Source organism: Halobellus ordinarius (assembly GCF_031823395.1).
GTDB classification, from domain to species: Archaea; Halobacteriota; Halobacteria; order Halobacteriales; family Haloferacaceae; genus Haloquadratum; species Haloquadratum ordinarius.
In genome coordinates this window covers 331,638-355,560 of record NZ_JAVQKJ010000003.1, presented here as the reverse complement: position 1 = coordinate 355,560, position 23,923 = coordinate 331,638, and the positions used below count along the sequence as shown (strand labels likewise).

Below are 23,923 nucleotides of genomic sequence, written 5' to 3'. Positions count from 1 at the left end.
GGGCAGCGGGACCCGGTTTAGTCCGTTGGAGAGGGTGGCAGCGCGGTCAGAAGCAAGCTGCGGTCGCTATCGGACCGAAAGCCGTCCAAAGCACTCACCCGAGCACGTAGCGCCCGACGAACTGATACAGGCCCAGCAGCCACGCGAGGAACCAGAAGATCACGTAGCCGAAGACGCCGACGCGGAGGCGTCCCCGCCACGCGCCCATATTCGGGTGGAGGTCGTTCAGATCGACGTCCTGCGTGGGGTCCTCGTAGAGGTCGGCCTCCCGTTTGACCTGCAAGATCCGGACGATGCCGGTCAGCGCGAACGCGAGCAGCGCGTAGGCCTGGAGTCCGAGGATGGCGTGGACCACGAGCACGCCGCTGAGTTGGTCCAGCAGGCGGGGGAGCATCCACGCGACCACCGGGATGGTGTTGAGGATCAACCCGGGGACGATGAACCACAGGTGATACACGAGAACGTCCCAGGTCACGACCTCGGCGTCGATCATAATCCACGCGCCGTAGAGGTAAAACGGCAGACTCGCAGTGACCATCAGCGCAGCGATCGTCGCGATGGTCGATTCGGATGCCATCGCCGGGAGTTAGGATCCTCCGCGGGTAAAGTGCCCGACTCGCGGCGGCAGCTCCGGGTCGGGAACCGTTACCCTAAGAAGCGTGCCGCCCCAACCCCCGCACGATGACGGAGTCTCCCAAGGGGTCGTCGGCGGGCGAGGACCGACCGGATTCCGCCGGCGACGACATCGACGCGCTCCGCGAGGAGGTCGAGGAGACCTACGACTTCGAGGACTTCGGCCCCGCGGAGATGGCGGAGATGAGCCTCGAAGAGTGGGAGGCGGCGTTCGACCCGGACACCTGGATCGTCGGGGAGGAACTGCTCGACCGGGTCGAGCAGGAACTGAACGCGCGGGTCGCGATCCGTGAGATCTTCGCGATCATCGAGCGGATCGACGACGACGGGGAGGATCGCGTGGTCGCCTACTCCGACGAGGGCTATGCGGTCATCCGCCCCGACGGGAGCGTCGAGGGTGAGGGAACGGTACTCCGCGACGTCAAACCGACGGTTGCACTCTGCTCGATGGAGGACTACGAGCTGATGGACGCCCCGGCGGACGCCTCCCTCCCCGACCCGGAGGACATCATCGAGGGCAGCGGCGCGCTCGGCAATCTGATGTTGCAGATCGTCGCTGGCGTGCAGATTCTTGCGGGCCTGGGACTGCTGATCGCCTGGATCGCACTGCCCTCACTATCGACGGTCGTCGCGCCCGTCGCCGCGTTCGGCTTCCTCGCGATCGGCGTCTTCCTGTTCGTAGTGGTGGCGAACGCCCGCCTTTCGGATCGGTTCCGGGCGGCGGAGTTCCGCAACCGGCTCCGAGCGCTCGACCTCGTCGACGAGGAGGATCCGGATGTCCTCCCCGAGGCCGTCCGAATGGCGGGACAGGAAACCGCCGCCGCCGCCGACGACGAGGGCGACGAACGAGGCAGTTCGGGAGACCGGTAACACCGTCCACAGGGGGGAGTCGGTGGGTTTAAGCGCGTTCCATCCTGAGATCAGCCTGTATGAAGAGGCGGGACTTTCTGCGCGCAGCAAGCGTCCCTGCTGCCGCCACGACGGCCTCTGCCACCGCCGGACTCGGCGCCGCTCAGGAGACGGAGACGTCGGGCGGGACAGCCACTGGCACGGCAACCGAGACTGGAACCGGCACGGCAACCGGAACTGGGACCGGAACCGAGGCCGGAGGCGGCGGCGGAGGCGGCGAGACCGTAACGGTGACCGTCGGGCCTGGCGGTTCCCTGGTGTACGAACCCGGAACTGAAGAGCCGCTGGAGATCGCCCCCGGAACGACGGTGGAGTTCGTCTGGGACTCCGACAACCACAACATCGTGGTCGACAGCCAACCCGAGGACGCGAACTGGGGCGGCCACGAGCCGATCGAGAACACGGGCTTCGAGTACAGCCACACGTTCGAGACGCTCGGCACCTACGAGTACTACTGTGACCCACACCGCAGCGCCGGGATGGAGGCGACCATCGAGGTCGTCGAGAACCCCAGCTCGGGCGGTGGCGGCGGTGGCGGGGGCGGCGAGAAGGAACTCCACGAGTTCGGCGTCCCGATTCACGCCCACTGGGTCGGCGCGGCCACGATCCTCGGGATCATCGTGACGATCATCTTCACCTTCTACATCCTGAAATACGGTGAATCCCCGCATACGGGCACCGGGAGGAACGGATAATGTCATCGAGTGGCAGCACCTACGGCGATATCCATCGGTACGAACCGGCACGCGAAAGCACGGCAGCAGCCATCGCGATCATCCTGCTGACGATCATCGAGGTCGTGTTCGCGTTCCTGTTCACCTACGGTCTCATCTCCGGCTGGGGCCTGAGCGACACGGGCAATATGTACCTCGGTGCGGTGTTGGCCGTTATTTTCATCGACCTGGCGTTCATCCTTGCACTGTACCGCAAGGAGTTCCTGCCGGACGTCGTGATCGTCAAGAAGCGACGTCGCAAGTGGGAGGACCTCTACGTCCGCGAGGAGGACGTCGACGGCACGCCGTTCGCTGACGGCGCGTGGGACCACGTCAAGCGCGCGATCTACCCGTACTACAAGCGATAACAATGAGCCTCGAAAAGAAAGACGAATACGATCACAAAGGCTGGATGAAGGAGAAGGATCTGACGCCGATCGAGTCGGCCTTCCTCACCACCCTCATCTGGCTCGACACGCGGCTCCGCATCGTCGACTATCTGGAGCTTCTGGAGACCCTCTACTACCGGGTCAACCTCCAGATGCCGAAGAGCCACACCGAACAGTACAACCTCGACAACAAGTTCTGGTACTGGTACCCGCTGTACACGCTGGGGCTGTTCTCGACATTAGCGTACGTCGTCGCCGCCATCTCCGGCGCGCTCCTGGGCTTTTATTACAGCCCCTCGACCGCCGCCGCAGCGGAAGCGACTGTGGCCTACGACAGCATCGCGTTCATTATGCGCGATCTCCAGTTCGGCTTCATGCTCCGGTCGATCCACCGCTGGTCGGCGCAGGTGATGGTCGCCGCGGTGTTCCTCCACATGCTCCGGGTGTACTTCACCGGCGCGTACAAGGAGCCCCGCGAGTTGAACTGGCTGATCGGCATCGTACTGATCAGCCTGACGATGGTGTTCGGGTACACTGGCTACCTGCTCCCGTGGGACCAGCTCGCCTTCTGGGCCGGCCAGATCGGCGTCGAAATGTCGCTTTCGATCCCGCTCGCCGGCGAGTGGGTGGCCCAGCTCCTGTTCGGCGGCTTCTCGCTGAGTCAGGCGACACTGCAACGAATGTACATCCTCCACGTGTTCCTGCTCCCATTCGTGGTGACGACGCTCATCGCGATCCACATCGGCATCGTCTGGGTGCAGGGCATCGCGGAACCCCACTAAACAATGACCGAAGACGACACCACCGACGACGTTCGCACCGACGGTAGCGGCATCGTCGCGCCCGACGACGAGACGCCGACGTGGCGTGAGCGCAAGGAGCGCACGCAGGGGCTCTCGCAGCTCACCTACGAGTACTTCGAGCGCGCACGCCGAGAAGATCAGGATCTCCGACAAGAATCCGACTACGTCGAACGCGACGTGCTGGCGTTCCCGACGTGGCCCCACGAGGTCATCCGGAACCTCGCGATCGCGAGCTTCTTCACGGGAATGTTGCTGTTCCTGTCGGCGACGCTGCCGCCGCACATCGGCGCGCCGGCCAACCCCTCGAGTACGCCCGCGATCATCCTGCCGGACTGGTACCTCTACTGGTCGTTCGGCCTGCTCAAGCTCGGGCCGCTGAACCCCGAGCTGTCGATCCTGGGCGGACAGAAGCTGATGGCCGACCGGACGTACGGCGTCCTCGCGAACCTCGTCGTCGTCGGGATCGTGGCCATCGTTCCGTTCCTCAACAAGGGCAGCGCCCGACGCCCGGTCGAACAGCCCTTCTGGGCGGCGGTCGGCGTCGGCGGCGTGATCTTCGCGTTCACGATCAGCGTCTACTCCGCGAAGAACCTGCTGCCGATGAACACCCACCTGGCCTTTGACCTGACGTTCATCCTCCCGCTGGTGGGCGGCTTCATCACGTGGGCGGTCCTGAAGACGATGCGGGAAGGCTACATGTACGACCTCAACCGCCGGTACTACCGGCTGCGGCCGCCGAAATAGTCGGACCGAGGTCGATTTTTCGATGACCGACGACGACGTAGGTGCCTCTCGCGACGAGCCGACTGACGCCGAGGTTTCCGATTCTGACGCGACTGATTCTGAGGTTTCTCGGGACGAGGAGACCGATAGAGATGGTTCCCGAGACGACGGATCCGATAGTGAGGGTCCCCGAGACGACGAGACCGATACGGACGATTTCCGAGACGACGAGACCGGAACAGCTCCCGCGTCCGACGAGCGGACGGACGCGTCCCACGAAACGACGGCTGATTCGAAATCGCCCAGCGACGAGTCGGCCGAAGACAGCGGCCGCCGCGGCCGCGACGTCGTCGTGCCGATGCCGATCTACAAGGTCGTGACGGTGTTCTCGACGCTGATTGCGGTCGTCGGCGTCGTCTTCGGATTTATGCTCCTCGACGCCGCCACGCTCAACGTGAGCTTTCTGGGCAACGCCGTCCGTGGGGCGTTCACGCTCTTCGGAATCAGCGTGGCCGACGGACTGTTGAGCGCCGTCTTCGCTGCAGTCGGGCTAACGATGATCGCGTTCGGCGCCGGCGTGTACGTGCTCGGCACGCGGTTCCGCGCCCGCGGAATGGGAAACGCTCAAGAGGGCTCCGACGAAGATTCGAACAACGATGGCTGACGAGTTCATCAAGGGACTGGGCATCTTCACCGGCGCAGGGCTCGCGTGGATGGTACTCGCGGGCTGGTACCGGACGCCGAGCTTCGAGAGCCAGCAGCAACTCGTCGCACCGATCGAACTCAGCGACTCGGCGACGATGTTCGACTCCCTCGGCGTCCTGCTGATGGATGCGTTCTTCTGGTTCGCGATCCTCGGCGCCCTGACGTTCTGGGTGCTCATCCCGGTCGTCCGACAGGCCAGCGAGGCCATCGAAGAGCGAGCAGGCTAACCGCGATACTTCTCCCGGCCCCGTTTTCCGCCGATCCCTGCCGCGCCGGATTGGAAAAACTCTAATGAGTCCTGTACGCATCTCCGAGTATGCAACCGTTACAGTTCCTCGTCCCACTTGATGCGCTGGAGGCGGTCGGTCCGATCCTCCCGTTCGTCGTGCTCGCTTTCGCGGTCGCTAACATCGTCACACGCCTGCTCCAGCATAGCCGTCACCGCGATCAGGCTGACGACGACGACGGGACGCCGAGCCGGTGGCTGCCGCACACCCTGACGACGCTCGGGCTCGTGTTCGGGTCGTTTCTCTTTATGATCGTCGAGCCCCACGGCGGGATGGTGATGTCCGTGCTGGCGCTTGCGGTGTTCGTCTCGGACTTCTTCGAGCTCGAATCCCGCCGCGTGGAGGCCCGCTCGAAGAGCAAGGAACTCGAACGACCGACTGCGGCGATCGGCGCGTCGATCTTCGCGCTGCTGTACGCTGGCTACCAGAGCCTCTTTTTCGTCATCGAACCGCTCTGGAGCGCTCTCGTGTAGGCAACGGCTATTCGCGGATCGTTTGCGGGGGGACGAACTGCAGTTCGTGACCGACCCGAACGGTGAGCCGCTCCCCTGTCGGCACCGGCCGAACGACGTCCCCGTCTAACCGGAGCGACACTGCCGCCTCGTCGCGTTCGACCGAAAGCGAGATCGGCGGCCGGAGCACCCACGGGTGGGCGTGCATCGTATAGGGGGAGATCGGGACCGTGACAAGCCCCGTCCCGGGGGCGAGCTGTGGCCCGCCCGCCGCCCGAGCGTAGCCCGTACTCCCGATCGGCGTGGCCGTGACGATCCCGTCGGCCCGGACCGTGTCGAGCCACCCGTCCGGCGTGCCCACGGCGTACTCCGAGATGCGCGCCGGCTCGGTCGTCAGGAGCGTCACGTCGGCGATCGAACGGCCGGCCGTCTCACCTGCGATGTCGACATGGAGGACGGGATGTGCGACGGTCACGACGTCGCCCGTTGCGCAGGCCTCGGCGGCAGCGGCGAGGGACGCAGCCGGAGTCCCGTACCGGTCGCCGTCGATCGCGATCGGAAACACCGGGGCCTCGCTCCCGGCGGGCCACTGCGCGAGTGCGTGGAGCCCGGACTGACCGACGGCGAAGACGAAATCAGGGTCGTCGGTATCGTCGTCCCAGGGCCGGTCTCCGGGTGCGGCCGACTCGGCGACGATATCTTCCGTCTCGACGAGCCTCTCGACGACTTCCGCTCGGGTGGCGGTTGGGTCCCCGATCACGAGCCCGCGCGTGCTGCTCACGGTTCCGCCTCCGTCCCGCCGGTCGACCGTGTGCGTCCGTGGGACCGAAAGAGCATACACTCGGGTAGACCACTGGGGGAAAAAGACCCAGCGGTTCGGCGCAGCCGGCGGCGATCGCTTTCGCGCCAGCAGTCGGACGGACCGCAGCGCGTCACTCGCCCGCGTCGAAAGCGTCGTGAACGACGTCGACGAACTGGCCGGGGAACTCGACGTGGGGGAGGAGTTTCGCGTCGTCGATGACCACGAGTCGGCGGTCGGCCGCCGTGGCCAGCTCGCGCCCCCGCTTCAGTGGGGTGATATCCGCCTCTCGTCCCCACACCAGCGTGACGTCGTCGACGTCGGACAGCGTCGCTTCGAGGTCGCTGTCGGCGTTGAGGTAGCCGCTGACGAACGACGCGGGCGCGTAGCGGGCGTTCGGCTGGTGGGCCGTCTGCCACTCGTAGTCCATCCACTCGTCGGTCACGCGGTCCATATCGTAGTAGCCGTGGTCGGCGTTGAAATAGCGGATCGAGGGCTTCGAGGAGAGGAGGTTAAACAGTCCCTCGCCGACGACCGGCGCCCGGAGGAGTTCCCGCGCGAAGAGGTTGCGATCGGGCCCGCCGCGTTCCGTGGGACAGATCAGGACCACGGACCCGAGATCGAGATCGGGGGCGGCCTCGAGGAGGTAGGCCGCAGTCAGCGAGGAGGCGATCACGTCCGGCGTTTCGGGGACGACCGAGAGGAAGTCCCGGACGAACTCCGTGTAGAACGTCGCCGAATAGCGCAGCGGCGGTCGATCCGAGGTGCCGAACCCGGGGAGATCCGGCGCGAGCACGTGGTGTTCGGTCGCGAGGTCCTCGAACACTTCGCGGAACTCCCCGTTCGATCCCGCCGCGTTGATACCGTGGAGGAGTACGAGATCGTCGTCGTCGGGATCGCCCGCTTCGGCGTAGTTGACGTCGATTCCGCGCCACTCGAACGTCCGGGTCTCGCCGTCGAGTGCGGGCGAAAGCGGCGGCGCGCGTCGCTTGACCGCGGCGTTCGCGAGCGCGACGGCGCCGACGCCCGCGGTGAGGCCGGCCAGAGCCGATCTAACTCTCATACCGAACCGTACGACCGCGACGGTCTTGAGGCTGCTGGGCGCGCTGTCGACGGAACGGTTCACTCCGCTTCGCGATCCTCGCCGGCGGACGAGTCCGGTGGTGTGGCATCCTCCCCTTCGGCCCGTTTCCCCCGGAGACACTCCCGCAGCGGGTCGACGATCGACGCCGCCACGGCGTAGGGGTCGGTTTCGCGATCCCGGATCCGTCGGGCGATCGAGTCCATCCCGCCACGCCGGCCGATCTCGGCTTCGAGGAGTTCGTTCGCGTCGGCTCGGACGAGCCGTCGCACTTCCTCGGCGTAGCGCGACAGGGCACGCTCCTCGCGGAGCCCGGTCTGCCGGAGGTAGTCGGCGTGGGCGTCGAACGCCGCGACGAGGTCGTCGATGCCCTCACCCGCCGTCGCCACCGTCTCGACGACGGTCGGCTCCCAGTCGTCGGTCCGGGTCTGTCCGCCGCTCTGGTTCCGTCCGTCGGTCCGAGTCTGTCCGTCGGTCTGATTCCCTCCGTCGGTCCCGTCCTGCTCGTCGGTCTCAGCTGCGGAGGCTGCCGAATCGCTCCCGTCGCCGAGTCCGATACCGCCGTGGTGGCCGGGCGGCACCCGGGAGACGTCCGCGTCCCGCTCGCGGATCATCTCCTGTAGCTCCGCGACGGTGCGCTCGGTGCCGTCCATATCGGCCTTGTTGACCACGAAGACGTCGCCGATCTCCAAGATCCCGGCTTTCAGCATCTGGACGTCGTCGCCGCTGCCGGGCTGGACGAGGACCGCGACGGTGTCGGCGGTCCGGACGATGTCGACCTCGCTTTGGCCGGCGCCGACCGTCTCGACCACGACGACGTCCTTCCCGAAGGCATCGAGGGCCTTCACCGCGTCCGCGGTCGCGTTCGAAATCCCGCCGAGGCGACCGCGCGCGCTCATCGATCGGAAGAAGACGTCCATGTCGCCGACAGTCGAGGCCATCCGGATCCGGTCGCCGAGGACGGACCCGCCGGAGTACGGCGACGCGGGATCGACGGCGACGACGCCGACGGTGTCGCCGCGGGCGCGGTACGCCTCCGCCAGTTTGTCGACGAGCGTCGATTTCCCCGCGCCGGGGCTGCCGGTGATCCCGACCACGTCGGCCCCGCCGGTGTGCCCGTGCAGCCGGGAGACGAGATCGCGGTGGCCGGGCGCGCGATCCTCGATCAGTGAGATGACCCGCGCCAGCGCCCGGTGTTCGCCCGCGAGGAGAGCCTCGAGGAGTCGCTCGTTGCGCGCTGCCGTCTCCGGCGATGCTTCGGCTTTGGCGTCGGTGACGTCGTCGGCCGACCCTGTCCCGTTCCGGACCATCAGTCGCGTCTGGGGGCGTTCTCGCGGACGAACTCCACGGTCTCTTCCATCGGCGTCCCCGGGCCGAAGATGGCCGCGACGCCCATCTCCCGAAGACCCTCGCGGTCGGCTTCCGGGATGATCCCGCCGACCACTAACAGCGTGTCCTCGAAGGCGTTGTATTCCTTCAGTCCCTCGACGACCTTCGGGACGAGCGTGTTGTGTGCGCCCGAGAGAATCGAGATTCCCAGGACGTCGACGTCCTCCTGGACGGCGGCCTGGACGACCTCCTCCGGCGCCCGGTGGAGGCCGGAGTAGACGACCTCGAAGCCGGCGTCGCGGAACGCCCGGGCGATGACGTGGGCGCCCCGGTCGTGGCCGTCGAGCCCGACCTTCGCGATGAGACACCGGATCGGTCGTTGCGTGCGCCCCTGCTCGGCGTCGGCGCTCATACCCGTATATTCGCCGGGCGACCGTTTGATTCTACCGGACGGATCGCTCGCAGGAGAGGCCGTCTACTGGACAGGTCGCTCGCAGGAGAGGCCGCATTACCGGGCGGATCGCTCGCAGTAGAGCCCGTAGACGCACTCGCGTGCCCCCGGCGGCGCGGCTGGGACGAGATTGAGCGAGAATGTCTGCGACGAGCCGTCTTCACCCGCCCGCTCGACGGTCTCCACAGAGCGTTCGCGGGTTTCGACGGCTCGCTCGTACTGCCGGCGCTCTACGTCCGACACCGCCTCCGCGAGCGGCTGAAAGACTCCGACCTCGTCGAACTGCTCCGTGTAGGCCTCGTTGACCTCCTCGATTTTGGCGTCGCCGTCCCGCCACTCGACACAGAGCGCCGGCATCGGGAGTTCCTCGAAGAAGGTGTGCAGGCGGTCGCGCTCCTCCCGGAGCGTCACCTCGCGTTTGATCCGGGCTAGTGCCTCCTTCGTGTAGCCGGCGAGGATTTCGAGAAACTCCAGATCGCGGGTTTCGAATGCGCCCTGGCGGTCGGAGACGACTTGGATCACGCCCTCGTCGCCGATCGGTACCGCCACCGTCGCGTGCCGACCGTCGTCTTTGTTGACGGCGTCCGGATCGGTCTGCATATCGTCGACGAGCTGTGGTTCGCCGGTTCGGTACGCGCGACCCGCGATGCCCTCCTTGATGCTGATCGGATCCAGACCCGGTTCGGGCAGGGTCGATGCATGCGATACGAGTCGGCCGTCGTGGACGAGTCCGACGACACAGACCTTGAACGCCAGGGCGTCTGTCGTCGCTTCGAGCGTCCGCTCCATTATGGTGTCGACGGTCTCGCAGGCGGTGATATCTCTCGCGTACCGGCTCAGCGCGGTCAGCCGTGCGTTCGACTCCCGCAGTTTGCTCTGATTCCTGTTCGCCCGCATCTCCGAGCAGATTCGGGCTGCGAGTTCGTCGGCGACGTTTTCCTCGGGAACGCTGGCGTCGCTCACCGCGATCACGGTCGAGTCGTAGACGATAATCGGGATCTCTGCCGCTTGGACGAGATCGCGGAACAGGTCCGTGTCGTCGCCGAGGATGACGATACAGTCGAGCGTCGGGCCGAGTTCCGAGACGTACTCCACGGCCGTCCCCGCGCACCGAACGATGAGGTCGGCGTCGATCTGCGCCCGGAGGTCGTCGACGATCGGCGGCTCGTACCCTTGCTCCTGTCGGCCCCATCCGTCGGCGCTCTCGCTGTCGGCCTGTCCCGACCCGTCGCTGGCGGTGCGACTCGCGGCGTCGTCTTCGCCAGCCGAGGTGGTTCCCGCGACCCCATCGCCGACATCCTCTGTTACCCCCCCGCCCTGATCATCTATCGGTACGACGAGAATTCGCCCCCCTCCGGCGTCTCCCGTCATACCACTCGGATTGAGCGTTAAATGCTTAAGACGTTTGGTCGTCTGATGGATATCGAAAACATTCCAGCTTGTTGTGGATCAACGAATGTGACAATTCGTCAGACGATACGTAGCACCCAACCCTCCCCCGTCCCGTGTAGTTCGTAAATCGAATCCTAAACGAAACTGTTTCTCCCGCTCAGTTGACGTGTTCTGCCAGGAACTCGACGATTGCCTCGTAGGCCTCGATTCGGTTCTCCAGTTTCGTGAGGCCGTGGCCCTCGTCTTCGAAGAGCAGTTCCCGGACCGGGACGTGGTCACTTGCGGCCTCGACGAGCTGGTGGGCCTCCGAGACCGGCACGCGGGGGTCGTTTTCGCCGTGCAGCACGAAAAGCGGCGCCCCGATCGACTCGATGGTGTTGAGCGGGGAGATCGACTCGAGGAACTCGCGGTCCTCGGCCAGGGAGCCGTACTCGGCCTCGCGGAGTTCACGCCGCCACTCGCCGGTGTTTTCGAGGAACGTCACGAAGTCGGCGATGCCGACGATGTCGACGCCCGCAGCCCACAGATCCGGGTACGTCGTCATCGCGGCGAGTACCATAAACCCGCCGTAGGAGCCGCCCATCGCCACGATCCGGTCGGGATCGACCGCGGGGTGGTCCTGCAGCCACTCGACGCCGGCCTCGACGTCGGCGACGGCGTCCATCCGGTTTTCGACGTCGTCGAGGTGGCTGTAGGCCTTGCCGTACCCCGCCGACCCGCGGACGTTCGGCTCGAAGACGGCGTAACCGCTGGCGAGGAAGTACTGCGTGACCGCGCTGAAGGAGGGGCGACGCTGTGATTCGGGGCCGCCGTGGATGTCGACGATGACAGGGGTCTCGCCCGTCCCGGCGTCGGTCTCCGGCAGCGAGAAGAACGCGGGAATCTCGCGGCCGTCGAACGTCGGGTAGTGGACGAGTTCGGGCTCGACGAAAGAGTCCCGCGGAATACCGGCGGTCGACGCGTTCGTCCACCGCTCGGCCGCGCCAGTGTCGCTGTCGACGACGTAGACGTTCGCCGGATCGCCGCGCCGGGTGACCGTGACCGCGAACCGGTCGCCGGAGGGGGAAAACGAGACCCCGCCCGCGACGCCCCGCGGGAGATCCGGTGTCGCGGTCGCCGTCACCTCGCCGTCGGCGAGTTCGCCGACGGTCAGTTCGGTGTAGCCGTCGACGTTCGTCGAGTAGACGAGTCGGCCGCCCTCATCGTCGACGGCGACGCCGTCGATCTCCCACTCCGCATCCGATGCGACGAGCGAGAACTCGCTGCCGTCGGCGTCGACCCGCCAGAGGTCGAGCGTGTCGCCCTCGCGGTCGGAGACGAGGTAGACTGCCTCGCCGTCCGGGCCCCACTCGGCGCTCTGAAAGCGGACGGTGCCCTCGTGGGGCGTCAGGTGGGCCCGCTCGCCGGTCGCGACGTCCAGCACCCAGACGTCCTGATCGAAGTTCGAGTACGCTTCCGAGACGATCACCCGCGAGTCGTCGGGCGACCAGCCGCCGAGCGTCAGCCAGCCGTCGCCCTCGAACACCAGTTCGGCGTCCGCGCCCGTCTCATCACGGCCTTGGACGTAAACGTCGAACACCGACTCGTCGCGCCGGTTCGCGGTGAACGCGAAGCGCTCGCCGTCGTGACTCCAGCCGCCCCAGCGGTGTTTCGCCTCGGGCGTCGCCGTGAGAGGCGTGATCTCCCCCGTCGGGAGATTGTAGCGGAACAACTGGCCGCGCTCGTCGCCGCCCTCGTCCATTCCGAAGACGAACTCCGGCCGCTCGGGCGAGAAGGAGACGAACGTGACCCGTTCGTCGAAGAAGGTGCGCTGTTCGGGCCAGCCGCCGGGGTCGGTGACTGTCCACACCTGCGGGACGCCGGTCGTGTCCATCAGGAACGCGACTCGGTCGCCGTCGGGACCGACGGAGGCGCCGTAGGCGCTCCGAACGTTGAGATACCGTTCGATGTCGTGTGGCACACCCCGATTTCGACGGACGAAGAGGAAAGCGTTCGGGTCGTCGTGGTGGGTCGCCGGCCCCGCTCAGATCATTTCCTCGGCCTTGAGCCCCTCGATGACGTCTTCGACGAGCGACTCGACGTCCTCGTAGGGGAAGTCCTGGTGGGGACCGAGTTTCGCCGCCATCTCCATGGCGGTGAGCGTCACGCCGTCGGCCTCGAACGTCGTTCCGGGGCCGTCCGGGAGCGCGGGGACGAGGTCCATCTGGCTGTCGATCGGATAGTCGGCGCCACTGAACGCCTCGGTGAACTGCTGGCGGAGGTCCGCCTCTACGTCTGCCATAGACTGGACGTGCGGGACGATCCGCAAAAACGTTCCGGAAGGCTCACCTGGCGATCCGCAGACCACAGAGCGACTGCGGAGCGCCCGCTGCCGCCCATAGCCCGGCTGTATATCCGTGCATTCATACCCGCCCGTCGGATACCCTCGCGTAATGGGCAACGAGGAGTACGGGGGAGCGATGTCGAAGCCCGAGATCGCGGCGTTTCTCGAACGACAGGGGCACGGGGTGCTCTCTTTGGGCGGCGAGATCCCGTACAGTCTGCCGATCTCGTTCGGCTACGACGTGTTCGAGAACCGCTGTATCTTCCAGCTTCTGTTCCCCACAGACAGCCGAAAACGGGACCGCCTCGAGGACACCACGGGCGTCTCGCTCGTCAGCTACGAGTGGAACGACATCGACGACTGGCGGAGCGTCGTCATCACGGGGCCGCTCTGTCGGATCGACGACGAGAGCCCGGCAGTGATGGGGGCCTCGGAGGTGTTCGCCGAACACGCCTCGGTGGCCGGGCTCTCGGGATTCAATCGACCGATGGAGGAACTCGACGCCGAGTGGTACGAACTGGACATCGAGGAGATGTCCGGCCGGCACTCGCCGCCCGTGGAATGAGCGACGGTGAAGCGGGGTTTCGTTTCAGGTGGTCGGTCTTGGCTGCCGGGACTCGAAGAGCGAAACCAAAGTATTCACTACAGCGGGTTCCCAAGCCCCGAGTATGACTGACGGCAACGCGGAGATGTCCCGTCGCGCCTTCCTCACGACGGCCGCCGGAACCGCGGCAGCTGCCGGTGTGGCCGGCACCGCGACGGCTCAGGAGGGCGGAACCGAGGAGGTAGTCGTCGGCCCGGGCGGCTCCCTGGTCTTCGAGCCGGGCACGGAGGAACCGCTACAGATCACCCCCGGAACGACCGTCAATTTCGTCTGGGACTCCGACAACCACAACATCGTGGTCGACAGCCAGCCCGAGGACGCAGACTGGGGCGGTCACGAGCCGATCGAGAACACGGGCTTCGAGTACAGCCACACCTTCGAGACGCTCGGCACCTACGAGTACTACTGTGAGCCGCACCTGAGCGCCGGGATGGAGGCGACCATCGAGGTCGTCGAGTCGATCTCGACGCCGGAACCCGCGAGCGTCCCGTCGGTACCCGACTCCGCGAAGACGCTGGGTGTCGCGACCACGTTCGCGATGGTCGCCACGCTGGGCCTCGCCTTTTTCTTCCTGAAGTACGGCGGCGACTACGAGGTCGACGAGGAGTAACCGGCGGTCGGCTTGTTCCCGTCCCCACACACGAACCGTTGACGTCGGTTCGAGTCAGAAGAGCCCGTAGTCGTCGCGTTCGGCGGCGTAGAGGTCCTCGTAGGTCTCCATCACGGGGTCGTGGTCGTAGCGGGCGAACGAGCGGTTGATCGACGCCCGCGCGTGGTCGGCGGCGGCGACGACCTCGTCGGCCAACTCCTGGGGGCTCGTCACCCGCACCCCGCGGTCACAGTTCTCCACCAGTTCGTGGGCGCTCGATCGGGCCTGATACTCGACGATGCCGACACAGCCACAGGCCAGCGCCCACAGGAGTTTGCGGGCGAACGGCTGGTCCGTCGCGGTCTGGGCGAACACGTGTGCGCCCTTCAGGATCGGGACGAACTCGGCCGGCGGGAGGTCGCCGAGGAAGGACACCCGGTCGTCGATCCGGAGTTCGGCGGCCGTCTCTTCTGCGGCCTCGCGCTGAGGGCCGCCGCCGATGACGGCCGCGCGCCAGTCGCGGTCGCGGAGTTCCGCAAGCGCGAGGAGAAAGGACTCCACGTTGGCGTGTTCGTCGAGTCGGCGGGCGTAGACGAGGTCCGCGCGGTTGTCGATTTCGGCCTCCGAGACGAGATCGAAGTCGATCGACGACGGCACGACCGTGACGTCGGCCTCCGCCGCACCGTACTCACGGACGTCGGTCTTGACGAGTTCCGAGGGCGCGACCACGCGGTCGGCCTTCCGCACCGCCCGGCGGCGCATCCCCTCGGTGTCGTCGTCGCGGACCGCCCACCAGTCGACGATCACCGGCACCCGAAGGAAGCGGGCGGCGGTCTTCGCGGCGACGACCTGCGAGGGCGGGCTGTTGGCCGCGTGGATCACGTCCGGCTTGGCCCGCCGGAGCGCGAAGGGGAGCTTCGAGGCGAACGTCCGAACCGAAAGGTTCCGGGTGACTGCCACGTACTCGACGCCGTTCTGCTCGAAGGCGTCGAGCGGGCCCTCCCACCACTGCGCACAGAGGACGACGACCTCGTGGCCGTGGGCGGCGAGGCGTTCGGCGATTCGCCGCGTCCGTCTCGTGGCGCCGTCGGACCGGCGCTGATCGGTGTACAGGGAGACGAACGCGAGGCGCATACGCGAGGATTTCGTCGCGGTGATAAAAACCCTCGACATCCGGCCCGTCTCCCTGGGGCCGCTATCGTCTCCTTGGGGTCGCTATCGTCTCCTTGGGGGATCGCGTCCGACTACGCAGGGCAGAAACCGCCGTGACGATCTCAGAAGAGAAGCAGGACCGCCGCGGCGGACTCGACGTATTCCCAGTCGTAGGCGTGATTCAGGAGGAGATACGTCACCACGCCGAGGGCGAGCGAGAGCAGCCACGCGCTCGCGGCGATCCGGCCGACACGGCGGTGGGGCGTCTCCGTTCGCAGTTCCGTCGGCGAGTGGGTGGCGCCGAGGACGAGCGCGTACAGCACCACCGGCACCGCGACGATCGAGAGGATGATGTGGATCGCAAGCATCGCCAGGTACGGATAGTACGCGACTGCCGGGCCGACGAACTCCTTGGTCCCGCCGCCGCCGATCTTCGTCAGATACAGCACGAGGAAGAGTAGGATGAGGACGAACGACGTGACCATCGCGGCGGCGTGTCGCTTCACCTCGTCGCGGCGGATCCACCGCCAGCCGGCGGCGATCACGACGACGTTCACGGCGTTCACCAGCGCGATCGCGTCCGCGAGCCGGTTCACCTGCGACAGCGAGAGGTCGGGGAAGACCCGCGCCGGCACGACCCCGAGAAACGTTCCGATCACGACGGCGTAGCCGACGATCGAGAGGACGATGGTCGCCGCAAGCGGATGCCGCTTGACGGCGTTGTCGGCGCTCGAAGTTGCCATACGCCGCGGTTGGGATGCCGTCCTATTCCGTCTTCGGATCGTGGCTGGGGGACGCCTCGGCGCCTGTCGATGAGGCGAGGCGACGCTCAGATCACGTCGGTGAACGTCGTCGCTTCGCTGGCAGCCGCCTCGCTGACGCCGTCGCCGACGCTTCTCAGATCACGCCGGTGAACGTCGCAGCCTCGCGGGCGGCCGCCTCGCTGACGCCGTCGCCGAGGATCGTATACCGGTCGCGGATCGTGTGCGCAGTCGTCAACGCCTCCAGGAACGTCTCCTCGTCGATCCCGAGTTCCGCGGCAGTCGTGGGCGCGCCGACGTCGTCGAGCGCGTCGCGGATGTCGGCCCACTCGCCGCGCTCGCCCGAGTGGAGATATTCGGTGACGATGGCCGCGACGCCGACCTGGTGGCCGTGGAGCGCGCCGTCGGGGACCAGCCGGTCGAGCTGGTGGGAGATGAGGTGTTCTGCGCCGGAGGCCGGCCGCGAGGAGCCCGCGATCGACATTGCCACGCCCGAGGAGACCAGCGCCTTCGCGACCAGCCACGCCGACTCCTCGAAGCCGGGTTTGATCGCCGCGGAGCTCTCGACGAGCATCTCCGCGGTCATCTGCGAGAGCGCCCCCGCGTACTCGCTGTATTCGACGTTCTTCAGCCGGTGGGCGAGCTGCCAGTCTTTCACCGCGGTGTAGTTCGAGATGATGTCCGCACAGCCGGCGGTCGTCAGTTCCCAGGGCGCCTCCGCCAGCAGTTCGGTGTCGGCGACGACCGCAAGCGGCGGATCCGCGGCGACCGAGTGGCGGGTGTCGCCCTCCGGGATCGAGGAGCGCCCCGAGACGATCCCGTCGTGGCTCGCGGCGGTCGGGACCGAGACGAACCCACAGCCCAGTCGGTCAGAGGCCATCTTCGCGGTGTCGATCGGCTTCCCGCCGCCGAGTGCGACCAGATAGCCCGCGTCCATCTCCTCGGCGGCGTCGACGACGCGCTCGACCGCGTCGAAGCCCGCCGTCTCGACGGTGATGGTCGCCGGATCGTCGAACTGCGAGCGGACCCGGTCGCCGACCAGGCGATCCGGCGACGGACTCGTCACCACGAGCGGGCGGCCGGAGAGATAGAGATCCGCGACTGCCGCCGAGAGGTCCTCGATGACGCCGTGGCCGACGACGACGTTCCGTGGGAGTTTGATCCACGTCGTCTTCTCGAACATACGTTCCCCACGCGGTGGCTGGCTGATAATGATTACTCTCGCTGTTTCCCGCCGAGCGCCACCCCCTTCTTCGGCGCTCGGCGGGAAGAGACGAGAGTGATCATTATGAAAGGGTTTCCCGTTTCGGGGATCCCGAAGCGGACCCGCGCGTTCACCCCAGGAACGTCCCGGCGCTCTGTGCCAGGAAGACGACACCGAAGCCGGCGAGGACGAGGGCGCTGAGCCCCGCGACGATCGGTGCGAACGCGTCGACCCGCCGCTCGGCGCCGACGAGCGCTGCCGGAAAGCCGGTGATCCAGACGACGATGCCGCCGAAGAAGCCCGCCACGAGCGCGGGCGACCCCGTGTCGACGACGACCAGCCCCGCAAGCGACTCGCCGACGTAGGGGGTCTCTGCGAGGACGTCGAGCGTGCCCGGCTGGAGCAGGCCGACGCCGATCGTGAGCCAAAACAGGATCTGGTAGGGATTCGTCAACGCCAACACGAACGCTTTCCGGAACCCGGTGCCGACGCGCGGGTCCGACTCGTCGGGGGCGCCGCTCCCGGCCGTGAACGACGAGCGGACGTCGGTGGCGGCGCCGTACGCGAAGTACAGCATCAGGAAACCGCCGACGCCGATCATCGCCGCACGGACCAGCGGAAACCGCTCGACGAAGGCGACGACACCGAGCGCCGCCAGCACGAAGAAGATCGCGTCGGCGCTCATCGCGCCGAGTCCAGCCTTGAATCCGGCAAGCCAGCCTCTGAGGACGCTTTCCTCGGCGATTATCGCGTTCATCGGCCCGGGCGGGGCGGCCAGCGCGATCCCGAAAAGAACGCCCGCAGAGAGCGTCACGAGCAGATTCGTCATCGTTCACGCCGTGGGTTGGCGGCGAGAAAAAAGGTCCGAAGCGTGTCGGTCGGGCGCTACAGGGCTCCCGCAACGACGACGCCGATCGTCTCGACGATCGTCTCCCAGACCGAAAAGCCGGTCACGATCGACAGGGCCGTGTCGATCCCGAAGAACGCGAAGACGGCCGCAGAGGCGAAGTGCGCTTTCCGCATATCGACCCGATGGGCGAACGCGTGGAAGAAGTACGCGTTCGCGAGGCTGATCGGAATGATCGCGAGCATCTCCCCGAACCAGATCGCGGAGGTCGCCCCGTACTGGACTGCCAGTCCGATCGTGACCAGTTGCGTCTTGTCGCCGAACTCCCCGGTCGCCATCATCACGAAGATCGGGAGAAATCCACCGAACGACTCGGAGAACCGATCCAGCCGCCCCGGGAGACGGACGTCCGTGAGCTCCGCGAAGCCGCCGTCGGTCTCGGTTGCGACCGCCTCGCCCGACGCCGCGCCGGTCGATGGTGCCGACCGGTACAGGAGGACGGCGAAGACGAGAAACAGCGCGGCCGTCACGGCGTCGAGGACGACCGGCGGCAGCGCAGACTGGAGTGCCCGGCCGAACAGGATCTCGACCGCGGTCCAGCCGGCGAAGGCGGACCCCGCGGCGGCGACGACTACTTTCGGATCGAACCGCGTCGAGAGCCCGGCGATGATGAACTGTACTTTTTCGCCGGGGAGGACGGCTAGCTGCGCCAAGAACGCGACGATCAGGATCTCGGCGTAGGAACTCACGCGTCACTCACCCCGCCGGGTTCGTCCGATGACGCCTCGCTGCCGGGCGGCCGGACGGAGATCGCCTCGGCGATCGACGCCGGGAGGCTCTGTTCGTCGCCCGAAGCGGTCCGGACTGTATACATCCCGAACGGCGCGATGTCGACGATGTCGAGTTCCGTTCCGGGTGTGATTCCCGCGTCGGCCAGGTACGCCAGTTCGTCGCGACTCCGGTCGCTGACGCGGGCGACGGTGACGCAATCGCCCACATCGTGCGCTGTCAGCGGCGTGGTCCCCTCGCTTTCGATCGGCGAGAGGTCCGCGGAGGGAATCGGGTCACCGTGGGGGTCGACGACAGGATCGTCGAGCAGTTCCGCGACCCGGCGCTCGAACTCCTCGCTGATGTGGTGTTCGAGCGCGTCGGCCTCGTCGTGAACTTCCTCCCAGGAGTAGTTCAGATGTTCCGCGAGATACGCCTCAAGCAGTCGATGGTGCCGAATGACCTCGAGGGCCACGGTCTCCCCTTCGGCGGTGAGTTCGACACCCTTGTACTTCTCCCGAGTCACCAGGCCGCGCTCTGCCAAGGTGCCCACCATACTCGTCACCGTCGCGGGCGTCTTGTCCAATGCGTCCGCGATTGCAGACGTAGAGACGGGAGGCCCCGAACGGGTCTGGATCCGATAGATCGCCTTCAGGTAGTCCTCCATCACTTCGCTCAACATACCCGGATTAGATTTGTCTAAATTAATAATCTGTTGGTGACAACAATCGACCGAATCGTTCAGACGTGAGGGCGCGGCCCGATCAGATGCCCTTGCCCATCAGGTGGCTCCGGAGGACATCGGCGGTCTTTGTGCCCGACTCCGTGTTGACGACGACGACGTGATCGTCCGGGCCGACGATGCCGTCAGTGGCGAGTTCGCCGGCGGCGGCGACGGCGACGCCCCCAGCGGGACCCACTTCGAGTCCTGCGTGCTGGGCAGCGACGACGGCACTCTCCAGTGCGTCCTCGTCGTCGACAGTACGGATCTCGCCACCGGTCTCCGCGACGGCCGACAGCGCCGCTTGGTCGCCCTTCGGCTCGGGGATCTCCAGTTCGCCGACGATCGTGTCGGGCGACTGCCAGGGCTCTGCGGCGTCGGCGCCGCGCTCGAACGCGGCCGCGAGCGGCGCACAGCCGGACGGCTGCGCGGCGTACACTGGTGGAAGTGCATCGATCAGGCCGATCTCGCGGAGTTCGTGGAAGCCCTTGACGACCCCCGCGACGACCTCGCCGGTCCCCGCCGGGACGACGACGGCGTCCGGCCGGGACCACGAACACGACTCCGCGATCTCGAAGGCGACGGTCTTGATCCCGTCGTGGCGGTGGGGGTTTTCGAACTCTTGGAGCGTGTACCACTCGGATTCCAGTTGCTCGTGGAGGGCGGTCTCCGCCTCGGGATAGCGTCCGCCGGCGACGCGCATATCCCCGCCGTGAACGTTCACCATCGCCTTGTTCGAGAACGGCGCTCGCGACGGGACGAACGCGTACGAGCGGAGATCCGCGATCCCGGCGTAGGAGGCCGCAGACTGGCCCGCGTTCCCCGGCGTCGCGAGCGCGACGAGGTCCGCATCGGCCGCCTGCGCGGCCGTCACCGCCGGAGAGAGGCCCCGGTCGAGGACCGTCCCCGTCGGGTTCCGACTCTCGTCTTTGATCGAGAGCCGACCGATGCCGACCTCCTCAGCGAGGGTGGGTGTCGGCACGAGCGGCGTGCCGCCCTCGTCGGCGGTGACTGGGTCCGCGAAGGCGAGCAGGTCCGCGTAGCGCCACATCGACCGCGGGGCGCCGTCGAGCCTACCGTCTCCCCAGTCGACGGCGTCGTAGTCGTAGGCGGCTTCGAGTCGCGCGCCAGCGTCGCTCGTCCCCGTCGCGGTCGCATCGTAGCGCTCGTCTGTCGCGGTACAGACCAGCCCGCGGAAGGAGTCAGTCGTCGTCATACCTGCTGTAACGCTCCGACCGACTAATCCCTATTCACTTCGCGCTGGCGCAGAGGACTTCTTCTGAGTGTCATCCGTCTAAGAGGATCGGTCTTGCGCGTACCGACGCTCCGTCGGGCACTATTTGTGCCTCTCGGTCGAACAGGCGTTTATGAACGGAGATTCCGTCGTCGTCGCGGGCGCGGGGCTGGCAGGGCTCGTGGCCGCGCGCCGACTCGCGGACGCGGGGGCCGAGGTCACCGTGTTCGAACGCCGAGCGACCGTCGGGGGCCGCGTGCGGACGGAGACCCACGAAGGGTTCACGCTCGACCGCGGATTCCAGGTGCTTTTTACGGCCTATCCCGCGGTCCGACGCGAACTGGATCTGGGTGCGCTCGATCTCCGGTACTTCAGACCGGGCGCGGTCATCGCCCGTCCCGGGTCCCTGTCAGTCCTCTCGGATCCCCTGCGAGATCCACGAGCAGCGCTGGCGTCGCTCCGGAACGACGAGGTCACGACGACAGACAAACTGCGGACGCTGTTGCTCCGCCAGCACGTGGGGAGCCGAACCGAAGCAGAGATCTTCCGGAGCACGGACCGGTCGATCCGGTCGTTCCTCCGGGAGTGGGGGTTCTCGGAGTCGTACATCGAGCACTTCGTCGCGCCGTTCTACGGTGGGATCACGCTCGACCGGTCGCTTTCGACCTCCAAACGCGTGTTCGAGTACACGTTCAAGGCGCTCTCGGCGGGCGGGATCGCGGTCCCCGCCACCGGGATGGGCGCGATTCCCGAGCAGCTCGCCAGCGCAGCCCGGGAGGCGGGCGCGTCGATCCAGCTCTCGGAGGGCGTGGAATCGGTCGCGGACCACGGCGACAGCGTCACCGTCGAGACCGCGGCGACGACGAAAGAGGCCGACGCCGTGGTCGTCGCGACCGACCCGAAAGAGGCGCAGCGGCTCACTGACATCGGGGCCATTCCGACCGACGCGCGGGGCTGTGTGACGCAGTCGTATCGGCTGCCCGAGTCGGCAGCCCCGACGACCCGACGGAAGATCCTGCTCAACGCGAAGGACCCGTCGCCGAACACGGTCGTCCCGATGTCGGAGGTGTCTCCGGAGTACGCGCCCGGGAGCGAGGCACTGTTCGTCGCCACCTTCCTGGGCGACGCCGCGCTGGAACGGGACGCATCGGCGCTTGCCGAGGAGACCCGGCTGACGTTAGAGGCGTGGTATCCCGGCCGCGACTTCGCGGACCTGGAGCCGGTTCGGACCCACCGGATCGAGTTCGCTCAGTTCGATCAGCCGCCCGGCATCCACGAGGGGCTCCCCGACCATCGTGCGCCGGGCGGGCGGACCTATCTGGCGGGCGATTACACGGCGTGGTCGTCTATCCAGGGAGCGATGCGGAGCGGCCGCGAGGCTGCACAGGCCGTCGTGCGGGACCTTTGATATGGCCGACTCCCCGATCTGTGGGCAAGACGCCAGCTACAGGTGCCGCCGCAACTCGCCCAGCGGCGGGAACGTGAGCGGCTCCTCGGCCGCCTCGTCGTAGACGACAGGCCGGGCGTCGTCGAGTCGGTCGAAAAGCGGCGACTGGAGATCACCACCACGGGTGTCGTTGATCTCGACGCCGGCAGCGACCCGCGAGAAGGCCGGCAGCATCACTACGTCCGCACCGCGGTAGGCGTCGGCGGCGACCAGCACACAGGGCCGTCGCTGCCCCTCGATCGTGATCGCCGGGTGGTCGTGGCCGATCACGTACCGTTCGGCGTCTGTATCTGGCTCTTCGTGGCCGTGACAGACGACGACCTGTGGCTCTTCTGCGACCACGTACGCGTCGCGAACGTCGTCGCGGACGGCATCGAGCGCCGTATCGTGGTTCCCGCGGACGAAAACGGCCGCACAGCCAGCCTCGTCGCAGACGTCCACGAGCGCCCCGACCGTCTTTCGGGCCCGCTCGGTGACCGCATCGAACCGGTGGAGCACGTCGCCCGCGAAGATCACCGTCGCGGGGTCGGCCTCGGCGACGAGGTCGCGGAGCCGCGCCAGCAGGTCGCGACGCTCGCCGAGGGGGAAGGCGACGTCGGACGCCGCCGCACGCCCGACGTGGAGGTCGGCGACGACGAGCGCCTCCGCGCGCGGGAGAAACACGCTCCGCGGATGGAACTGGAGGCCGTCCACACCGATCGTAGGTCGGTGGCGGACATATCGGTGACGGCTGGGCTCCCGGCCCACGGACGGTACAGGCGATGACCGACGGGATCACTCAGTGAGGACGAACAGGTGACACCTCGGTTGCGGCCGCGCGCCAGCGCGACCGCGCTCCCACGACGCGCGGTGTCACACACCCGCGAACGCGCCGTGGACAGTCGTCAGCGCACACGCGGCCTGGCCTCGGTTTCGGATAAAAAGGCTCGCGTCACCTCGCCCGGTCAGCCGCGTGTTCCCGCGCCGTCGCGTACGCCTCCTGCAGCCGTTTGAACTCCTCCTGGGAGCCGCCGTGGTCGGGATGGGCGGTCTTCACGCGGTCGCGGTAGGTGGCTTTGACCTCCTCGGGGCTCGCAGCTCGGCTGAGATTCAGGTGGTCGAACGCCGCATCGACGGGGTCCGACCCGCGGCCGACCCCGGAGTCGACTCCCACGTTCGGGACGTCGAACGGCAGTCGGCGGCCCAGCGCGTGGACCGGCATCTCGTGTTCGCACAGCACCGTGTACGTCCCCGCGCGTTCGAGCCTGAAGTACGCCTGCGCATCGAAAGTGAGCGCGACGTCCCGACGCGGCAGATAGAACTCCACGGTCTCTCCTCGAACCGTGTGATCCTCGGCGAAGGGCTCGGAGATCGCCCGGAGGTACTCGCGCATCTCCGCACGTCGGCGGCCCGATCCGTCGATCCGCCCGGCTGACGGCGTCGGTTCGTCCGGGAACAGGCGCCCGCCGACGAGGAAGACACCCGCAACGAGGACGGAGGCGAAACCGCCGCCGATGAGCCCGAAGACGAGCCACGGCGGTAACAGGGAGACCCACTCCGGAAGCACAAACGTAGGGACGGGGCCGTCACTAAAGAATTTCTCGCTCTCCGTACCTGTAGCCGATGCT

Annotated in this window: 27 protein-coding genes and 1 pseudogene; 11 read left to right on the top strand and 17 right to left on the bottom strand. The window is 67.0% G+C overall.

Features of this window, described 5'->3' with window-relative positions; translation table 11 throughout:
• Window positions 1–94: 94 nt before the first annotated feature.
• Window positions 95–577, bottom strand: a complete 483-nt coding sequence (locus RJT48_RS05250) for a DUF7321 family protein (protein ID WP_311171194.1) — start codon at window positions 575–577, stop codon at window positions 95–97.
• Between the two features lie 104 nt (window positions 578–681).
• On the opposite strand from RJT48_RS05250, the gene RJT48_RS05245 reads away from it, so the two are divergent.
• From RJT48_RS05245 to RJT48_RS05210, 8 genes and pseudogenes are all read left to right on the top strand, one after another.
• On the top strand, window positions 682–1,503 hold the full coding sequence (locus tag RJT48_RS05245; RefSeq protein ID WP_311171193.1) for a DUF7319 domain-containing protein: 822 nt from the start codon (window positions 682–684) through the stop codon (window positions 1,501–1,503).
• A gap of 59 nt (window positions 1,504–1,562) precedes the next feature.
• Complete coding sequence (locus RJT48_RS05240) at window positions 1,563–2,237, top strand: plastocyanin/azurin family copper-binding protein (RefSeq protein ID WP_311171192.1); 675 nt, start codon at window positions 1,563–1,565, stop codon at window positions 2,235–2,237.
• Entirely contained in the window at window positions 2,237–2,623 is a 387-nt protein-coding gene (locus tag RJT48_RS05235) for a DUF7318 family protein (RefSeq protein ID WP_311171191.1), read from the top strand. The genes RJT48_RS05240 and RJT48_RS05235 overlap by 1 nt, the downstream gene beginning before the upstream one ends.
• Window positions 2,624–2,625: 2 nt before the next feature.
• Window positions 2,626–3,426, top strand: coding sequence for a cytochrome b (locus tag RJT48_RS05230; protein ID WP_311171190.1), 801 nt, complete (start codon window positions 2,626–2,628; stop codon window positions 3,424–3,426).
• A gap of 3 nt (window positions 3,427–3,429) precedes the next feature.
• Window positions 3,430–4,191 carry a cytochrome b family protein gene (locus tag RJT48_RS05225; protein WP_311171189.1) on the top strand — a complete coding sequence of 254 codons (762 nt, stop codon included), beginning with the start codon at window positions 3,430–3,432 and terminating at the stop codon, window positions 4,189–4,191.
• A gap of 259 nt (window positions 4,192–4,450) precedes the next feature.
• Window positions 4,451–4,834, top strand: a pseudogene (locus RJT48_RS05220) (DUF7315 family membrane protein); the annotation flags it as partial.
• The gene (locus tag RJT48_RS05215; protein ID WP_311171188.1) at window positions 4,827–5,102 is read left to right on the top strand and encodes a DUF7314 family protein; all 276 of its coding nucleotides are present in this window, start codon (window positions 4,827–4,829) and stop codon (window positions 5,100–5,102) included. The pseudogene RJT48_RS05220 and the gene RJT48_RS05215, both read left to right, overlap by 8 nt.
• Before the next feature lie 89 nt (window positions 5,103–5,191).
• The gene (locus RJT48_RS05210; protein ID WP_311171186.1) at window positions 5,192–5,635 is read left to right on the top strand and encodes a DUF7313 family protein; all 444 of its coding nucleotides are present in this window, start codon (window positions 5,192–5,194) and stop codon (window positions 5,633–5,635) included.
• 7 nt (window positions 5,636–5,642) lie between these two features.
• Here RJT48_RS05210 and RJT48_RS05205 read toward each other — a convergent pair whose 3' ends face one another.
• The 7 genes from RJT48_RS05205 to RJT48_RS05175 all read right to left on the bottom strand — a co-directional run bounded on the left by RJT48_RS05205 (window position 5,643) and on the right by RJT48_RS05175 (window position 12,947).
• Window positions 5,643–6,395: an NAD(+)/NADH kinase gene (locus RJT48_RS05205; RefSeq protein WP_311171185.1), complete on the bottom strand. Its 753-nt coding sequence runs from the start codon at window positions 6,393–6,395 to the stop codon at window positions 5,643–5,645.
• Window positions 6,396–6,546: 151 nt separating this feature from the next.
• A complete protein-coding gene (locus RJT48_RS05200; RefSeq protein ID WP_311171184.1) occupies window positions 6,547–7,476 on the bottom strand; it encodes an alpha/beta fold hydrolase in 930 nt (309 codons plus the stop codon).
• A gap of 59 nt (window positions 7,477–7,535) precedes the next feature.
• Complete coding sequence (meaB, locus tag RJT48_RS05195; RefSeq protein ID WP_311171183.1) at window positions 7,536–8,804, bottom strand: methylmalonyl Co-A mutase-associated GTPase MeaB; 1,269 nt, start codon at window positions 8,802–8,804, stop codon at window positions 7,536–7,538.
• A complete protein-coding gene (locus tag RJT48_RS05190; protein WP_311171182.1) occupies window positions 8,804–9,235 on the bottom strand; it encodes a cobalamin B12-binding domain-containing protein in 432 nt (143 codons plus the stop codon). The genes meaB and RJT48_RS05190 overlap by 1 nt, the downstream gene beginning before the upstream one ends.
• A gap of 96 nt (window positions 9,236–9,331) precedes the next feature.
• Window positions 9,332–10,645 (bottom strand): GAF domain-containing protein, encoded by a 1,314-nt coding sequence (locus RJT48_RS05185; RefSeq protein WP_311171181.1) that lies wholly within the window; start codon window positions 10,643–10,645, stop codon window positions 9,332–9,334.
• A gap of 178 nt (window positions 10,646–10,823) precedes the next feature.
• Window positions 10,824–12,626, bottom strand: coding sequence for a S9 family peptidase (locus RJT48_RS05180; RefSeq protein WP_311171180.1), 1,803 nt, complete (start codon window positions 12,624–12,626; stop codon window positions 10,824–10,826).
• 63 nt (window positions 12,627–12,689) lie between these two features.
• Window positions 12,690–12,947, bottom strand: a complete 258-nt coding sequence (locus RJT48_RS05175; RefSeq protein WP_311171179.1) for an MTH865 family protein — start codon at window positions 12,945–12,947, stop codon at window positions 12,690–12,692.
• Window positions 12,948–13,098: 151 nt separating this feature from the next.
• On the opposite strand from RJT48_RS05175, the gene RJT48_RS05170 reads away from it, so the two are divergent.
• Together RJT48_RS05170 and RJT48_RS05165 are read left to right on the top strand one after the other, a co-directional pair.
• Entirely contained in the window at window positions 13,099–13,554 is a 456-nt protein-coding gene (locus tag RJT48_RS05170) for a pyridoxamine 5'-phosphate oxidase family protein (RefSeq protein ID WP_311171178.1), read from the top strand.
• A gap of 103 nt (window positions 13,555–13,657) precedes the next feature.
• A complete protein-coding gene (locus RJT48_RS05165; RefSeq protein WP_311171177.1) occupies window positions 13,658–14,203 on the top strand; it encodes a plastocyanin/azurin family copper-binding protein in 546 nt (181 codons plus the stop codon).
• Window positions 14,204–14,257: 54 nt separating this feature from the next.
• Here the strand turns inward: RJT48_RS05165 and RJT48_RS05160 are convergent, their stop codons facing one another.
• From RJT48_RS05160 to RJT48_RS05130, 7 genes are all read right to left on the bottom strand, one after another.
• The gene (locus RJT48_RS05160; protein ID WP_311171175.1) at window positions 14,258–15,316 is read right to left on the bottom strand and encodes a glycosyltransferase family 4 protein; all 1,059 of its coding nucleotides are present in this window, start codon (window positions 15,314–15,316) and stop codon (window positions 14,258–14,260) included.
• Between the two features lie 140 nt (window positions 15,317–15,456).
• Window positions 15,457–16,077 carry a DUF420 domain-containing protein gene (locus RJT48_RS05155; protein WP_311171174.1) on the bottom strand — a complete coding sequence of 207 codons (621 nt, stop codon included), beginning with the start codon at window positions 16,075–16,077 and terminating at the stop codon, window positions 15,457–15,459.
• 154 nt (window positions 16,078–16,231) lie between these two features.
• On the bottom strand, window positions 16,232–17,278 hold the full coding sequence (locus RJT48_RS05150; protein WP_311171173.1) for an NAD(P)-dependent glycerol-1-phosphate dehydrogenase: 1,047 nt from the start codon (window positions 17,276–17,278) through the stop codon (window positions 16,232–16,234).
• Between the two features lie 151 nt (window positions 17,279–17,429).
• A complete protein-coding gene (locus RJT48_RS05145) occupies window positions 17,430–18,128 on the bottom strand; it encodes a LysE family translocator (RefSeq protein WP_311171172.1) in 699 nt (232 codons plus the stop codon).
• Between the two features lie 56 nt (window positions 18,129–18,184).
• A complete protein-coding gene (locus RJT48_RS05140; protein WP_311171171.1) occupies window positions 18,185–18,895 on the bottom strand; it encodes a TMEM165/GDT1 family protein in 711 nt (236 codons plus the stop codon).
• A complete protein-coding gene (locus tag RJT48_RS05135; protein ID WP_311171170.1) occupies window positions 18,892–19,596 on the bottom strand; it encodes a metal-dependent transcriptional regulator in 705 nt (234 codons plus the stop codon). Before RJT48_RS05135 ends, RJT48_RS05140 begins: the two co-directional genes overlap by 4 nt.
• An 82-nt stretch (window positions 19,597–19,678) precedes the next feature.
• Window positions 19,679–20,851: a threonine synthase gene (locus tag RJT48_RS05130; RefSeq protein ID WP_311171169.1), complete on the bottom strand. Its 1,173-nt coding sequence runs from the start codon at window positions 20,849–20,851 to the stop codon at window positions 19,679–19,681.
• A gap of 151 nt (window positions 20,852–21,002) precedes the next feature.
• Here RJT48_RS05130 and RJT48_RS05125 point away from each other — a divergent pair, with 151 nt between their 5' ends.
• Window positions 21,003–22,277 (top strand): NAD(P)/FAD-dependent oxidoreductase, encoded by a 1,275-nt coding sequence (locus RJT48_RS05125; protein WP_311171168.1) that lies wholly within the window; start codon window positions 21,003–21,005, stop codon window positions 22,275–22,277.
• A 36-nt stretch (window positions 22,278–22,313) separates the two neighbouring features.
• On the opposite strand, the gene RJT48_RS05120 is transcribed toward RJT48_RS05125, so the two are convergent.
• The gene (locus RJT48_RS05120; protein WP_311171167.1) at window positions 22,314–23,009 is read right to left on the bottom strand and encodes a metallophosphoesterase; all 696 of its coding nucleotides are present in this window, start codon (window positions 23,007–23,009) and stop codon (window positions 22,314–22,316) included.
• A gap of 238 nt (window positions 23,010–23,247) precedes the next feature.
• Window positions 23,248–23,862 (bottom strand): J domain-containing protein, encoded by a 615-nt coding sequence (locus RJT48_RS05115; RefSeq protein ID WP_311171166.1) that lies wholly within the window; start codon window positions 23,860–23,862, stop codon window positions 23,248–23,250.
• Between the last annotated feature and the right edge of the window lie 61 nt (window positions 23,863–23,923).